At 65.3% G+C, this 14,090-nt stretch carries 13 protein-coding genes; all 13 read left to right on the top strand.

What is annotated here, in order from left to right:
• Window positions 1–131: 131 nt before the first annotated feature.
• The 13 genes from ACZ7GB_RS02070 to ACZ7GB_RS02010 all read left to right on the top strand — a co-directional run bounded on the left by ACZ7GB_RS02070 (window position 132) and on the right by ACZ7GB_RS02010 (window position 14,084).
• Window positions 132–1,613 carry a UDP-N-acetylmuramoyl-L-alanyl-D-glutamate--2,6-diaminopimelate ligase gene (locus ACZ7GB_RS02070; protein ID WP_078546540.1) on the top strand — a complete coding sequence of 494 codons (1,482 nt, stop codon included), beginning with the start codon at window positions 132–134 and terminating at the stop codon, window positions 1,611–1,613.
• Window positions 1,613–3,061 carry a UDP-N-acetylmuramoyl-tripeptide--D-alanyl-D-alanine ligase gene (locus ACZ7GB_RS02065; RefSeq protein ID WP_472157507.1) on the top strand — a complete coding sequence of 483 codons (1,449 nt, stop codon included), beginning with the start codon at window positions 1,613–1,615 and terminating at the stop codon, window positions 3,059–3,061. The genes ACZ7GB_RS02070 and ACZ7GB_RS02065 overlap by 1 nt, the downstream gene beginning before the upstream one ends.
• Window positions 3,061–4,143 carry a phospho-N-acetylmuramoyl-pentapeptide-transferase gene (mraY, locus tag ACZ7GB_RS02060; protein ID WP_078519467.1) on the top strand — a complete coding sequence of 361 codons (1,083 nt, stop codon included), beginning with the start codon at window positions 3,061–3,063 and terminating at the stop codon, window positions 4,141–4,143. Before ACZ7GB_RS02065 ends, mraY begins: the two co-directional genes overlap by 1 nt.
• A gap of 191 nt (window positions 4,144–4,334) precedes the next feature.
• Entirely contained in the window at window positions 4,335–4,925 is a 591-nt protein-coding gene (locus ACZ7GB_RS02055; RefSeq protein ID WP_472157506.1) for a hypothetical protein, read from the top strand.
• 229 nt (window positions 4,926–5,154) lie between these two features.
• Window positions 5,155–6,552, top strand: a complete 1,398-nt coding sequence (gene murD, locus ACZ7GB_RS02050; RefSeq protein WP_078570219.1) for a UDP-N-acetylmuramoyl-L-alanine--D-glutamate ligase — start codon at window positions 5,155–5,157, stop codon at window positions 6,550–6,552.
• 431 nt (window positions 6,553–6,983) lie between these two features.
• Window positions 6,984–7,166 (top strand): Flp family type IVb pilin, encoded by a 183-nt coding sequence (locus ACZ7GB_RS02045; protein WP_078599334.1) that lies wholly within the window; start codon window positions 6,984–6,986, stop codon window positions 7,164–7,166.
• Between the two features lie 70 nt (window positions 7,167–7,236).
• Window positions 7,237–8,043 carry a Flp pilus assembly protein CpaB gene (gene cpaB, locus ACZ7GB_RS02040; RefSeq protein ID WP_472157505.1) on the top strand — a complete coding sequence of 269 codons (807 nt, stop codon included), beginning with the start codon at window positions 7,237–7,239 and terminating at the stop codon, window positions 8,041–8,043.
• A gap of 12 nt (window positions 8,044–8,055) precedes the next feature.
• On the top strand, window positions 8,056–9,585 hold the full coding sequence (locus ACZ7GB_RS02035; protein ID WP_472157504.1) for a pilus assembly protein TadG-related protein: 1,530 nt from the start codon (window positions 8,056–8,058) through the stop codon (window positions 9,583–9,585).
• Between the two features lie 5 nt (window positions 9,586–9,590).
• The gene (locus ACZ7GB_RS02030) at window positions 9,591–10,100 is read left to right on the top strand and encodes a TadE/TadG family type IV pilus assembly protein (protein ID WP_472157503.1); all 510 of its coding nucleotides are present in this window, start codon (window positions 9,591–9,593) and stop codon (window positions 10,098–10,100) included.
• The gene (locus tag ACZ7GB_RS02025) at window positions 10,097–10,747 is read left to right on the top strand and encodes a TadE/TadG family type IV pilus assembly protein (protein ID WP_472157502.1); all 651 of its coding nucleotides are present in this window, start codon (window positions 10,097–10,099) and stop codon (window positions 10,745–10,747) included. The genes ACZ7GB_RS02030 and ACZ7GB_RS02025 overlap by 4 nt, the downstream gene beginning before the upstream one ends.
• A gap of 18 nt (window positions 10,748–10,765) precedes the next feature.
• Entirely contained in the window at window positions 10,766–11,665 is a 900-nt protein-coding gene (locus tag ACZ7GB_RS02020; RefSeq protein ID WP_472157501.1) for an AAA family ATPase, read from the top strand.
• Window positions 11,666–11,678: 13 nt separating this feature from the next.
• Window positions 11,679–13,109, top strand: coding sequence for a CpaF family protein (locus ACZ7GB_RS02015; RefSeq protein WP_274963689.1), 1,431 nt, complete (start codon window positions 11,679–11,681; stop codon window positions 13,107–13,109).
• A 3-nt stretch (window positions 13,110–13,112) separates the two neighbouring features.
• A complete protein-coding gene (locus tag ACZ7GB_RS02010) occupies window positions 13,113–14,084 on the top strand; it encodes a type II secretion system F family protein (RefSeq protein ID WP_472157500.1) in 972 nt (323 codons plus the stop codon).
• Window positions 14,085–14,090: the final 6 nt, after the last annotated feature.

Below are 14,090 nucleotides of genomic sequence, written 5' to 3'. Positions count from 1 at the left end.
TTCCGGGCTGGCAGCGGGTCTCACGCCACGCGCATGAACTCGCGCAAAGAGACCGGAGGCAGGGCCTGTCGCCTTGACCTCGCAGACGCGTCGCCGGATAAGTGCGGCAAGCTGAATGAAGGACGGATACGATGGCTGCGGGCACCAAAATGCTGAGCGAATTGGGGCTGACGCCGCTGCAAGGCGCAGACTGCGCGATCTCGGGGCTGTCGGTCGACAGTCGGCAGGTCAAGCCGGGCCATCTTTTCGCGGCGCTGCCGGGCACGCAGATCCACGGGGCCGAGTTTATCCCCTACGCATTGCGCATGGGCGCGGCCGCCGTTCTGACCGATCGCGCGGGCGAGAAGGCCGCGCGCGAGGCGCTTGAAGGCACCGACACCGCCATCGTCATCACGCAAGATCCGCGTCAGGCGCTGGCCTTCGCGGCGGCGCTGTGGTTCGAGCGCCAGCCCGAGACCCTGATCGCGGTGACCGGCACCAACGGCAAGACCTCGGTGGCCACCTTCACCCGCCAGATCTGGCAGCTCATGGGGTTCGAGGCCGCGAATATCGGCACGACCGGCGTGGAAGGCAGCTATTCCGCCCCGTCGCCGCATACCACGCCGGAACCGATCACCCTGCATCGCCTGCTCTCGGATATGGCGGCCGTCGGCGTGACCCATGCCGCGATGGAGGCCTCGTCCCACGGGCTGGCGCAGCGCCGGCTGGATGGCGTGACGCTCTCGGCGGCCGCGTTTACGAATTTCACGCAAGATCACCTCGATTATCATGCGAGCTTCGAGGAGTATTTCGCCGCCAAGGCCGGGCTCTTCACCCGGGTCCTGCCCGAAGACGGGGCGGCGGTGATCAATCTCGACGATCCCAAGGGTGAGGAACTGGCGCGCTATATCACCGCGCGGGGTCAGGAGCTGATCGGGATCGGCCATACCGAGCAATGCGAGATGCAGATCCTCGGCCAGCGGTTTGACGCGACCGGGCAGGATGTGCGTTTCTCGTGGGAAGGCTGGACGCAGATGACCCGCCTGCCGCTGATCGGCGGATTCCAGGCGATGAACGTGCTCACGGCGGCGGCGCTCGCCATCGCCTGTGGCGCAGACCCCGAGGACGTCTTCGCGACGCTGCCGAAGCTCTCCACCGTGCGCGGGCGGATGCAACTGGCCGCCACCCGCGACAATGGCGCGACGGTTTTCGTCGATTACGCCCATACGCCCGACGCGGTGCAGACCGCGCTCAAGGCGCTGCGCCCGCATGTGATGGGCCGCCTGATCGCCATCGTCGGCGCGGGCGGGGACCGTGACGCGACCAAGCGCCCGCTGATGGGGCAGGCGGCGGCTGAGAACGCCGATATCGTCATCGTCACCGACGACAACCCGCGTTCGGAAGACCCCGCAACGATCCGCGCCGCCGTGCTGGAAGGCGCGCCCAAGGCGATGGAAGTGGGCGACCGGGCCGAGGCGATCCTGCGCGGTGTCGATCTGCTGCAGCCGGGCGATGCACTGCTGGTGATGGGCAAGGGCCACGAGAGCGGTCAGATCATCGGCTCTGACACCTATCCCTTCGACGATGCCGAGCAGGCCTCGGTCGCCGTCGCCGCGCTGGACGGAAAAATCTGATGGCCGTTCTCTGGACCTCGAGTGACGCGGCCGCCGCGACCGGTGGCGAAGCCACGCAACCCTTCGCCGCGACCGGGATTTCCATCGACACCCGGACGATCCACCCCGGCGATCTTTTCGTGGCGCTCAAGGATGTGCGCGACGGCCATGACTTCGTGCGTCAGGCCCTCGACAAGGGCGCAGCGGCGGCGCTGGTCAGCCGCATCCCCGAGGGCTGCTCGAAGGACGATCCGCTGCTGATCGTGGATGACGTCCTCGCAGGCCTAGAGGCTTTGGGACGGGCAGGGCGCGCGAGGGCGCGGGCCCGCGTGCTCGCCGTGACCGGTTCCGTCGGCAAGACGTCGAGCAAAGAGATGCTGCGCGCCGTCCTCTCCGCCCAAGGCACGGTTCACGCCGCCGAGGCGAGCTTCAACAATCACTGGGGCGTCCCGATCACGCTGGCGCGCCTGCCGCAGGATGCCGATTTTGCCGTGATCGAGATCGGCATGAGCAACCCGGGCGAGATCGCGCCACTGGCGAAAATGGCGCAGCCCCATGCTGCGATGATCACCACCGTCGCGCCGGCCCATCTGGCCGCTTTCGACAGCATCGAGGGCATCGCGCGTGAGAAAGCATCGATCTTCGAGGGGCTCATCGACGGCGGCACTGCGATTGTGCCGTCCGGCCTTGAGGTGTCCGACATTCTGCGCAAGGCCGCCCAGCAGGCCGGAACCATGGTCAGCTTCGGTCCCGAGCCGGGCTCGGATTACCGTCTGATCGACGCCCGCATCGCGGGCGACGCGACCGTCGTTCAGGCCGATCACCACGGCACGTCGATCCTGTTCAAGGTGATGACCCCGGGGCGGCATTTCGCGAATAACGCGCTCGGCGTGCTTGCCTTGGCCGAAGCTGCGGGCTGCGATCCGACCATTGCCGCGATGGATCTGGGCAACTGGCAGCCCCCCGCCGGGCGTGGCCAGCGCGAGCGGGTCTATATGGATGTGGTGGACGAGGCCGAGAGCTTCGATCTCTTCGACGACGCGTTCAACGCGAACCCGGCCTCGATGTCGGCAGCGCTCGAGGTTCTGGCAGGCGCCAAGCCGCGCGACGGGGTGGGGCGCACCGCGAAAGGGCGCCGCATCGCGATCCTCGGCGACATGCTGGAGCTGGGCGACGACGAGGCGGCGCTGCACGCGGCCATCGCCGATCACCCCGCCATGGCGAAGATAGACCTCGTGCATCTCGCGGGACCGCGCATGGCGGCGCTCCGTGAAGCGCTTCCGCGCGCCAAACGCGGCGAATGGTATGAAAAGGCGGACAAGCTGGCAGAGCGCGCCCGCCACCTGATCGACCCCGGCGACGTCGTTCTGGTCAAAGGATCCAAAGGCTCCAAGGTGAGCGTCGTCGTGAGCGTATTGAAAAAACTCGGCCAGCCCGGCGCGGCCGAGGCCCATAAGGGAAAAGACTAATGTTGTATTGGCTGACTGACCTCTCGGATGGCGGGGGCGTCTTCAACCTGTTCCGCTACATCACCTTCCGCGCGGGCGGGGCCTTCTTCACGGCGCTTCTGGTGGGGTTCATCTTCGGCCCCTGGCTGATCGGCATCCTGCGGCGCACCCAAGGCAAGGGGCAGCCGATCCGCGACGACGGCCCGGAGGGGCATATCTCCAAGGCCGGGACGCCCACGATGGGCGGCATCCTGATCCTGACGGCCCTTTTGGTGTCGACGCTTCTCTGGGCGCGGCTCGACAACGGCTATATCTGGGTCGTGCTGATGGTCACCTACGGCTATGCCGCGATCGGGTTCGCCGATGACTACGCCAAGGTGTCCAAGCAGAACACCAAAGGCGTCAGCAGCAAGGCGCGGCTCGCGCTCGGCTTCCTGCTCGCGCTGCTCGCGTCGCTCCTGACATGGTATCTGCACCCCTCCGATCTGGAAGGGCGTCTGTCGATCCCGTTCTTCAAGGACCTCGTGCTGAACCTCGGCTATTTCTACATCCCCTTCGCGATGATCGTGATCGTCGGCGCGGCCAATGCGGTGAACCTCACCGACGGGCTCGACGGGCTCGCGATCATGCCGGTGATGATCGCCGCGGGCACGCTGGGCGCGATCGCCTATGTCGTGGGCCGCACCGACTTCACCGAATATCTGGGCGTGCAATTCGTGCCCGGTTCGGGCGAATTAGTGATCTTCACCGCGGCGCTGATGGGCGGCGGTCTGGGCTTCCTGTGGTACAACGCCCCGCCGGCTGCGGTCTTCATGGGCGATACCGGCAGCCTTGCGCTTGGCGGCGCGATCGGCGCGATCGCGGTCTGCACCCAGCACGAGATTGTCCTCGGTATCGTGGGCGGCCTCTTCGTGGTCGAGGCGCTGTCGGTGATCATCCAGGTCGCTTATTTCAAACGCACCGGGAAACGGGTGTTCCTGATGGCTCCGATCCACCACCATTTCGAAAAGAAGGGCTGGTCGGAGCCGCAGATCGTCATCCGCTTCTGGATCATCTCGCTGATCCTCGCGCTGATCGGTCTGGCGACGCTGAAAATTCGCTGAGAATTCCTTCCCGTATACCTCTTATTTAGCGCGTATGCGGGTGCGCGCGAAGTCGCAAAAGGGCGTCGCGGTTCCACCGCGGCGCCCTTGGTTTACGTCACCTTTATTTGAGCGAACCAAAGCGAAATCCACTGGTTGTCTCCCCGAACCGCGACGCGAGACGTCGTAAAAGTTTTAACGAGGAGAACCCGATGACCCGCAAGTTCAACATTATTCTGTCGACGACTGCTCTCGCTGCCACGCTGTCGCTGGGCACTGTTGCCAGCGCTGAAGACGGCGTGACCACCGGTGGCTCGTCCGAAAATGGCCAATATGGCTTGGTCGACTACAAGATGCAGATCGTTCCGAATGACCAGAGCTCCGACGGCACCGCACCCGCGGTCAACGTAACCTCGGGCGGTGATGTCAACAACACCGCTGGCGTCGCAGACGAAAAGGTCGGCGCTGCCATGACCGACCAGACCTCGAATGGCGAAGAGTCGATTCCCGCCGAGAACCAGCTGAACAAAGATGCTGGCATCGTCGGCAACAAGGTCCAGACCGGCGTTAACGATGCCGTCGTGTCCTCGGACGGCGCCGCGGTCGGTACGATCGAGAAAGTCATGAACATGGGCGACAGCGACGAAGTCTATGTCCGCACCGACGAGACGCTCGACACGACCGTTTCGATGTTCAAGATCACCGTTCCGGCCTCTGAAGTCGGCTCGGGCAAGCTGATGCTCAATGCGAGCCTGTCGGACATTCTCTCGACGCTCGAAAAGCAGCAAGACCAGAAGTCGTAATCTAACGATCTTCGCTAGAAGACCCTTTGCGGCGCGCACGGATCCTCCCCTCCGTGCGCGCCGTTTTTGCATGTCCGGCGACTTGCGCGCTGCGTTCCCCCTTTCCCCTTCGTATTGGTTCAAATATCCCGGGGGTACGGGGGCTGGCCCCCGTGATAGGACGACGTGATAGAACGACGAAGACGCGAGGCGGCCCCGCTGCCCTTGCGCGAGGCGACAGGAGAGACCGATGATCCCGGTGCAGGGCTTTGACGGACAGAAGGTGGCGGTGCTCGGGCTCGGGCGCTCGGGTCTGGCGACGGCGGCCGCGTTGCGCGCAGGCGGGGCCGAGCCGCTGTGCTGGGACGACAGCCCTGAGGGCCGCGCCCGCGCCGAGGAAGCGGGCTATAGCTGCCGTGACCTGACGCGCCACGGCGCTTTCGAGGAGGTCGCGGCCCTGATCGTCTCTCCCGGCATTCCGCATCTCTATCCCAAGCCCAACCAGGTGATTTCGGCGGCGATGGAGGCGGGCGTGCCCGTCGATAACGATATCGGCCTGTTCTTCGCCTCCTGGGCGACCGATGATTTCATGCGCTACGATCAGGCCCCGCGCACGATTTGCGTCACAGGCTCGAACGGGAAATCCACGACGACGGCGCTGATCCATCACATTCTGGAAGAGGCCGGGCGCCCGACGCAGATGGCGGGCAATATCGGGCGCGGCGTGCTCGATCTGGAACCCGCCGAGAATGGCGAGGTCGTGGTGCTGGAGCTGTCCTCCTATCAGACCGACCTGGCGCGCGCGCTGACGCCGGACATCGCGGTCTTCACCAATCTCTCGCCTGACCATCTCGACCGTCACGCGGGCATGGGCGGCTATTTCGCGGCAAAGCGTCGTCTTTTCGCGGAAGGCGGCCCGGATCGCGCGGTGATCGGCGTCGACGAGCCCGAGGGCGTCTATCTCGCCAATCAGATCATGATGGGTCGCAACGATGACCGGCTGATCCGGGTCTCCTCGGCGCGCAAGCTCGGGGATTGGGGGTGGTCGGTCTATGCGCGCAAAGGGTTCCTCAGCGAATGGCGCAAGGGCAAGCAGGTGGCCTCGATCGACCTGCGTGATGTCACGGGGCTCCCCGGTGCGCATAACCACCAGAACGCCTGCGCGGCCTATGCTGCCGTGCGCGCGCTGGGGATTGCGCCACGCGTGATCGAACAGGCGTTCCATTCTTTCGCCGGGCTTCCGCATCGCAGCCAGACCGTCGCCGAGAAGCGTGGGGTGCGCTGGGTCAACGACTCCAAGGCGACCAACACCGACAGCGCCGCGAAGGCGCTCGAAGCCTTCCCGAACATCCGCTGGATCGCGGGCGGTCTGGGCAAGGAGGGCGGGGTGGCCTCGCTGTCCGAACATCTTGGCGCGGTGAAGAAGGCCTATTTCATCGGCCATTCCGCGCGCGATTTCGCGCTGGAACTGGCGGTCGAGCATGAGATTTGCGAGACGATGGAAGCCGCCGTCGCCGCCTGCGCCCGCGATGCCGAAGAGGGCGATACGGTCCTGCTGGCGCCTGCAGCGGCCAGCTTCGACCAATATCCGAATTTCGAGAAACGCGGCGATCACTTCGCGCAGCTCGTGGACGCGCTGCCCGGCTGAGGTTTGGGCGTCCAAGCCGTCCGCTCTCACATCTCGCGAAAACGGCAGTCCCGCTTCGGGGCTGCCGAAGATTCCGGTGCCTCTGTCACCGAAACCGTGCGCGGCCTGTAGCTCGAACGGTGTAGCGTCCTGAACGGCATCGTTCCGCCGCACGCGTCAAACCTCCGAAACAAGACGAAAATCGCGCGCCTCAAGCCGAGTCGCGAGAGCGGCGCTGCTGGGTGGTCGCTCCTCCAAACGGCGTATCTGGCGTCCAGATTTCGGCATCGCTGCCAAGAAATACAATCCATGGTTGTGATTTCGCGACGTTGAACCGATGCCGCCACGTCAAAACGCGCGCAATCTGAATCTTGGCTGCCCGGCTCAACAGGGGACACGGGGCCAGATTTAAACGCCGGGGTGGGCCGGCATTTCAGAAACGGAGAAAGACCATGAAACTGTTCAAACTCGCTTCGCTGCGTCGTCTGAAGAAGGACGAAGAGGGCGTCACCGTCGTCGAATACGGTCTCGCGCTGGCCATCGCTTTGGCAATCGCGGGCACCGTCTACACTGCCCTTGGCGATGCCGTGGAAACTCAAATGACCAGCGCCACGACCATCATGACTGGCGGCTAAACTTATCTGGCGGTTCGCGATTGGGGGCGGGCCGCCAATATCTTTTCCATTCCACGAAACGGAGAGTGCCATGCGTATCGCATCTTTGCTGACCTTCACCGCAGGACTCGCCGTGGCAGGTGGCTCGGCTTACCTGGCGCGCGATTTCTTCGAGGCGAAATACAAACGCGACCTCGCCGCCGAGCGCGAAGGCCTCGTCGAGGTACTCGCCGCTGCACAGAACATTCCCTTCGGCCAGACCATCGAGGCGCAGAAGCTGACCTCGATCTCCTGGCCGAAAGAGGCGCTGCCGCCGGGGGTCTTCACCGATTACGCAGCCCTCCTGCCCGAAACGGGCGGAGAGCCGCGCCGCGCCCGTGCCGAGATCGCGCAGGGCGAGCTGATCCTCGCCTCCAAGGTCTCGAATTACGGCGAGAAGGTCACCATCGTTCAGACCCTCGGACCGAACAGCCGCGCCATGGCGATCGAGGTCAACGCCACGAGCGGGGTGGGTGGTTTCGTGACACCGGGCGACCGCGTCGACGTGATGATGACGCGCGGCAAGAACGAGTCGCTCAAGACCGTGACGATCCTTCAGGACGTCCGCGTCATCGGGGTCGATCAGGAAGCCGATGAGAAGGTGAAAACCCCCGGCGTAGCGCGCACTGTCACCGTCGAGGTCTCGCCCGATCAGGGACAACGCCTCGCACTGGCGCAGAAAGCGGGCACGCTCAGCCTGACGCTGCGCACGCTCGACGAGGCCGAGAGCGATCCGCTGCCCTCGATCGGGCTGGCCGATATTCTCAGCGAGCGGTCCGCGAACAAGCTCGAACCCACGCCCGTGCGCACGGTGACGATCCGGCGCGGCACGGAAGTCACCCATACGACGATCAAGTGAGGCGCGGGGTCGATGGGGCGCATCCAGAACAGCATCCGGCGTTTCGCCCGAGAGGAAGACGGGACGATCCTCGTCTTCTTCGGGATGAGCCTCGTGGTGGTGCTCGGTCTGGTCGCGCTCTCCTTCGATCTGGGGCGGCTCGGCAGCACCCGCTCGGAGCTGCAATCCTTCGCGGATTCGGTGGCGCTGGCGGCGGCGGGCGAACTTGACGGCAATTCCGACGCGATCACCCGCGCAAATGCGGCCGCGCAACTCATCGTCGACAGCCAGACTTTCGCGACTGGCTCGCAGGTGCTGGGGGCTGCGAACGATGTGACCCTGACCTATCTCAGCGCCCTGCCGGACAGCGATAACGACGCGACAAACGCGGTGACCACCGATCCGGCGAAGGCCGCCTTCGTGCGCGTCGATGTTGATGAGCGCGAAGTTCAGGGCGTTTTCGCAGCCGCCTTCACGACAATGGGCGGCTATGACGCGTTCGACGGCTCGGCCGCGGCTCAGGCGGTCGCGGGGCTCGAAATCCTGGCCTGTGACGTCACGCCCTTGATGTTCTGCGTCCCGCCCGGCTTCGATGCCGAGAAGGATGTCGGACAGATGATCCTGCTGCGCTCGGGCGGGGGCGGCGACGCCGCTTGGGGGCCGGGCGATTTCGGGTTCCTCGATCCGAACGGCGCGAAAATCGATGACGAGGGGCCTTGCGCCAAGAAATCCGGCGCACAGCTCGACGCCTGCCTGCTCGGCGCCGTCAGCAAGATCACCCAATGTTTCAACCAGCGCGGCGTCGATCTTGAACCGGGCCAGAAGGAAGGGCGCAATGCGGCGATCTTCAACGTGCGCTTCGACATGTATCAGTCGATCATGAACGGGCTGAGCAACGATCCCGATTATGCGCCTGCGCCTAATGTCATCAAGGGGATCGTCGCCGCCAATCCGAGCGGGAAGGATGGCACCACGTCGAATGGCGGCGGAAAAAACACCTGCATCAAGGAAAATGAAGAGCTTTCGCCCGATACGGTCGGCCTGCCGCGTGACGATTGCTTCCTGGAGGGGGCCGCTGAGCCCTGCGGTCGCTTCGGCGATGGTGACTGGTCGCAAGGCCGCATCACCTACATGCAGAAGAATTATGGCATCGACATCACGGCGGAGGGTGCCACGGATCCTTTCGCGGATGCCGACACCCGCTATGACCTCTATCTTGCCGAGATCGCGGCTGCAGCTGGCGGCGACATCCTCTCGGGACGCGCCGAGACGGGCCTGCCGAGCTGCGCGCCCGCGGCCGCCCCCAATGCCGACCGCCGCGTGCTGATCGTCGCGGGCATCGATTGCAGCGCGGAGACGGGCACGGTTATCAAGGGCGCGGCGACGAACGTGCCGGTCAAGGAATTCGTCAAAGTCTTCCTGACCGAACCGGTGGGCGAGGACGGATCGAGCCCGCCGACGATGGATATCTGGGGCGAAGTGATCGGATCCGCCAGCAATGGCGACCAAGAGGAGCTGGGCACGGGCGGCATGGTCCGCGACGTCGTCCAGCTTTACCGGTGAGCGCGATGCGGTGGTTTCGCGCATATCGCCTCCGCTCCCCGCGCCGGATCTGGCGCGACGATGAGGGCGCGCAGCTGGTGGAATTCGCGCTGGTGCTGCCGCTGATGCTCATCCTTTTCGCGGCGATCATCGAGAGCGGGCGGATGTTTCTTGCCTATCAGACGGTGATCGGCGGCGTGCGCGATGCAAGCCGCTACCTCGCCCGGATCACCCCGCGCAGCATCTGCGAAACCGGCGGCAGCGTCGATGGTCAGGCGGCGACGCTCGCGAATATCGTCGGCAACGCGATCACCGGCGGCAGCGTTCTGGGGGGCGGGATCACCGTCACGACGGTCGTGCCGAGCCTCGATTGCATCGAAGGCAGCTATCGTTTCGGCGATGCGCCGATCGTCGAAGTGGCGGCGAATGTCACGATCACCTTCCCCTTCGCCGGTCTCTTCACCCTCATTACACCCACGACGCTCGGCACCGTCACCACGACGATCGCCGACCAGAATCGGGTCTTCGGCTCATGACCGGGCCTCTCGCATATCACGCGCGCGCACTGCGCCGCTTCCTGCGCGACGAGGAGGGCGCGACCCTTGTCGAGTTCACGCTGGTGTTCGGCCTTTACCTTCTGGTGTTCTTCGGGCTCCTCGATTTCGGGCGTCTGGCCTTTCACTACGTGAACATGCAGCGCGGGTTGCAGGTCGCGGCGCGGCTGGCAGCGGTGCGTCCGGCTGCATGTGCCGGCGTGCCGGAGACGAACGAGCGCGGCGTGACGCCGAAAGACGAGACCGAGCCGCAATTCGGCACGAATTGCAGCGCCAAGAGCTGGGTCTGCGCGGCGCCCACCACGGTGAGCTGCTCGGGTGCGACGACGAATGCGACCGTGGCCGAGATCTGGCCGATCGTCGCCCCGGCGCTGCCCAACGGCTCGACCGCCGCGAACCTGTCCTTCAGCTATTCCTACGATTCCGAGCTTGGATTTCTCGGCGGGCCCTATGTGCCGATGGTCACCGTCGAATTGCAGAATGTGAGCTTCCAGTTCGCGACGCCGCTGGGCGCGCTGGTGGGGCTCGTGACCGGCACCGCCAATGAAGATCTTGATGCAGATATCGCCTTCCCGAGCATGAGCACGTCGATGCCGGGCGAGGATCTCGCGCAGGGCGCGGGAAGCTAAAGCAAGGGGAGACATGAAATGACCCGTAGAACCAAACCGATATTCCTGGTGCCCGAGCCGAGCGCGCGCGACCTTGCCGCGCCCGCCAAACGTCGACTGACCTTCTCTGCCGAGGCCGAGCGTCTGACGCATGCGCGAGCGCCCGACGAAGAGGGCCAGGTCATCGCGGTCGCGCGCAGCCGCGGCGGGATCGGGGCCACGATGCTGGCGGTGAATCTCGCCCATCAACTGGCCGCCCAAGGGGTGAAGAAAGGCCAGGCACCGCGCCGCGTCGGGCTGATCGACCTCGATCTGCAATTCGGCATGGTCGCGGGTTTCCTCGATCTCGATCCGAGCCCGGCGCTCTACGACATGGCGCGCAGTGGGGCGGTGCCGGACGAGACCTTCCTCGATCAGTCGCTCCAGCATACGAAAGACGGGCTGGAAGTGCTTTGCGCCCCCGCCGCTTTCGCGCCGCTCGGTGCGCTCGGGGCCGATCAGGTCACCGAACTCATCACCCTGATGCAGGCGCGCTGCGATTACGTCGTCGTCGATCTGCCGCATGCGCTGATCGACTGGGTCTCGCCGGTGCTGGCGCGCGCGTCGCTGATGTATCTGGTGACCGATCTCGCGGTGCCTTCGCTGCAGCAGGCCCGCCGCCTGATCGACGCCTATCACGAGGAGAACCTCGCGCTGGAGATCGAGGTGGTCGTGAACCATCAAAGCCGTCCGCTGATGCGCTCGCGGGTGCAGCAGGAGGCGGCGAAGGCGCTCGATCGCGATCTGAGCCACTGGTTGCCCGATGACCCGCGTGCCGCCAAGGAGGCTGCCGATCGCGGCGTGCCTCTTGCGCGGATCGGGCGGCGCTCTGCGCTGTCGAAAGCGATTGCCGGTCTGGCGAAGGGGCGGCTCGCACAGAGCGCGGCCCGGATGAATTGAGGGGGAGCACGAGATGTTTCGCAATTTCACGGATCGCGGGTCGAAACCGACCGAGACCGAAAAGGTGATCCCGCTCGGCAAGCCCTACGCGGGCAGCCCGCCGAAAGACGCGCGCGAGATGGCCGCACAGCAGGTTACGCCCAAACCGTCCGCGCCCGAGGTCGACGAAGACGCGCAGCGGCGCGCGCTGGAGCTGAAAAGCCGCCTGCATGATGCGCTTCTGGATCGGCTCAACCTGTCGATGCTCGACAAGGTCGTGCCCGAGGAGCTGCGCCGCGAAGTGGCGGCACTGGTGAGCGAAGAGCTGCGCGACGCGAAAACCCCGCTGCGCGCGGAGGAATTCAAGACGCTGGTCGACGAACTTCTCAACGAGGTGCTGGGGCTCGGCCCGCTGGAGCCGCTGCTGGCCGATCCGTCGATCAACGACATTCTCGTCAATGGCTGCAACCGCGTCTTCGTCGAGCGTCACGGCGTGCTGGAGCGCACGGCGGTACGCTTCCGCGACGAACGCCACCTGCTGCGGATCATCGACAAGATCGTCTCGCGGGTGGGCCGCCGGATCGACGAGAGCAACCCTTGGGTCGATGCGCGTCTCGAAGACGGCAGCCGCGTGAACGCGATCATCCGGCCCTGTGCGATTGACGGGCCGAGCCTGTCGATCCGCAAATTCGCGCGCCAACCCTACACGATGGAGCGGCTTGTCGAGACCGGGATGATGACGGGGGCTGCGTCGCGGTTCCTGCACGGGCTGGTGCATGCCCGCAAGAATATCCTGATCTCTGGCGGCACCGGCTCGGGCAAGACGACGCTTCTGAACGCAATCTCGGCCGCCATCGACCCGCGTACGCGGATCGTGACGATCGAGGACGCCGCCGAATTGCAGCTGCAACAGGAGCATGTGGTGCGGCTGGAAACCCGCGCGTCCAATCCGAACGGGCAGGGCGCGGTGATCCAGCGCGATCTGGTGAAGAACGCGCTGCGGATGCGCCCCGACCGGATTATCGTCGGCGAGGTGCGCGGCTCGGAAGCCTTCGACATGTTGCAGGCGATGAACACGGGCCATGACGGCTCGATGACCACGGTCCACGCCAATTCCGCACGCGACGCTCTGGGGCGGATCGAGCAGATGGTGACGATGATCGGCCTCGACATGCCGCTCAACGCGATCCGTTCGCAGATCGCCTCCGGCCTCGACATCGTCGTGCAGATCGCGCGCATGTCCGACGGTCGCCGCCGGGTGCTCTCGATCTCCGAGATCACCGGGCAGGAGGGCAATATCGTGATGATGCAGGACATCTTCACCTTCCGCAAAACCGGCACCTCCGCCGATGGCGTGATCGAGGGCGAGTTCACCGCGACCGGCCTGCGCCCGCGTTGCCTCGAAGACCTGATCGCGGCGGGTGTCGCGGTCGATCCGTCCGATTTCAAGATGCGGGGGAACTGAGCCATGTGGGAGATCATCGAAAAGGACCTCGCCGCCTATGTCGCCTATAGCGGCATCGCGCTTGGCGTTCTGCTGGCGCTGACGGGCGGCCTGCACCTGCTCAACCGCACCGAGACCAGCGGTGAGGCGAAAAGCCGCCGGATGAAGATGATCGCGAAGGGGCGCGACACCGAGGAGATGCTCGCGCTGCTCAAGCCCAACCCGCGCAAGGGCTGGATCGCCCGGCTGCCGAAGCGGTTCGATCTGCCGCGTCTGCTGCATCGCGCGGGCTTCCGGATCGGGCCGGACAAGTTCCTGCTGATCTGCGCCGCGCTTGCGATCGGGAGTTTCGTGCTGGCGCTTGCTCCGCTCGGCCCGCTGCGGGCGGCCTCTGCGGCTGTGACAATCGGGCTGGTGCTGCCCTTCATGGTTCTGCGCTCGCGGGCGACGCAACGGATGAAAGTGCTGACGAGCCAGCTGCCTGATGCACTCGACATGCTCGCGCGGGGTCTGAAGATCGGCCATCCGCTGAATATGTCGATCGGCGCCGTGGCCGAGGAGATGCCCGATCCGATCGGCACCGAATTCGGCATCATCTTCGATCAGGTGACCTATGGCGAAGACCTGCCCGACGCGGTGCTGGAATTCGCTGAGCGGGTGGGGCTGGAAGACGCCGACTATCTCGCGGCCAGCATCGGTATCCAGCACGGCACGGGCGGCGATCTTGCCCGCGTGCTCGAGGTGCTGGCGGCGACGACGCGGGGCCGGATCTCGATGCGGCGCAAGATCCGCGCGATCTCGGCGGAGGGGCGCGCCTCGGCGTGGTTCCTGACCGCGCTGCCCTTCATCATGTTCGGCTTCACATCGTTGATTTCACCCAATTACTACGGCGAAGTCGCCGATCACCCGATGTTCCGCACGATGGCGATCATCGTCGTCACGCTGATCATCCTGAATGCCGTGGTGCTGCGCCGTCTGGTGCAGTTCCGGATCTGAGCCGGG

Source organism: Thioclava sp. PTB-PU3-1 (assembly GCF_055666785.1).
This window is presented reverse-complemented; position numbering and strand designations above follow the sequence as displayed.

Coding starts and splice junctions, on each gene's coding strand:
- ACZ7GB_RS02065 (WP_472157507.1), top strand. CDS start 1,613: ATGGCCGTTCTCTGGACCTCGAGTGACGCGGCCGCCGCGACCGGTGGC.
- ACZ7GB_RS02030 (WP_472157503.1), top strand. CDS start 9,591: ATGCGGTGGTTTCGCGCATATCGCCTCCGCTCCCCGCGCCGGATCTGG.
- ACZ7GB_RS02015 (WP_274963689.1), top strand. CDS start 11,679: ATGTTTCGCAATTTCACGGATCGCGGGTCGAAACCGACCGAGACCGAA.
- ACZ7GB_RS02035 (WP_472157504.1), top strand. CDS start 8,056: ATGGGGCGCATCCAGAACAGCATCCGGCGTTTCGCCCGAGAGGAAGAC.
- murD (WP_078570219.1), top strand. CDS start 5,155: ATGATCCCGGTGCAGGGCTTTGACGGACAGAAGGTGGCGGTGCTCGGG.
- ACZ7GB_RS02010 (WP_472157500.1), top strand. CDS start 13,113: ATGTGGGAGATCATCGAAAAGGACCTCGCCGCCTATGTCGCCTATAGC.
- mraY (WP_078519467.1), top strand. CDS start 3,061: ATGTTGTATTGGCTGACTGACCTCTCGGATGGCGGGGGCGTCTTCAAC.
- ACZ7GB_RS02025 (WP_472157502.1), top strand. CDS start 10,097: ATGACCGGGCCTCTCGCATATCACGCGCGCGCACTGCGCCGCTTCCTG.
- ACZ7GB_RS02070 (WP_078546540.1), top strand. CDS start 132: ATGGCTGCGGGCACCAAAATGCTGAGCGAATTGGGGCTGACGCCGCTG.
- ACZ7GB_RS02055 (WP_472157506.1), top strand. CDS start 4,335: ATGACCCGCAAGTTCAACATTATTCTGTCGACGACTGCTCTCGCTGCC.
- ACZ7GB_RS02020 (WP_472157501.1), top strand. CDS start 10,766: ATGACCCGTAGAACCAAACCGATATTCCTGGTGCCCGAGCCGAGCGCG.
- cpaB (WP_472157505.1), top strand. CDS start 7,237: ATGCGTATCGCATCTTTGCTGACCTTCACCGCAGGACTCGCCGTGGCA.
- ACZ7GB_RS02045 (WP_078599334.1), top strand. CDS start 6,984: ATGAAACTGTTCAAACTCGCTTCGCTGCGTCGTCTGAAGAAGGACGAA.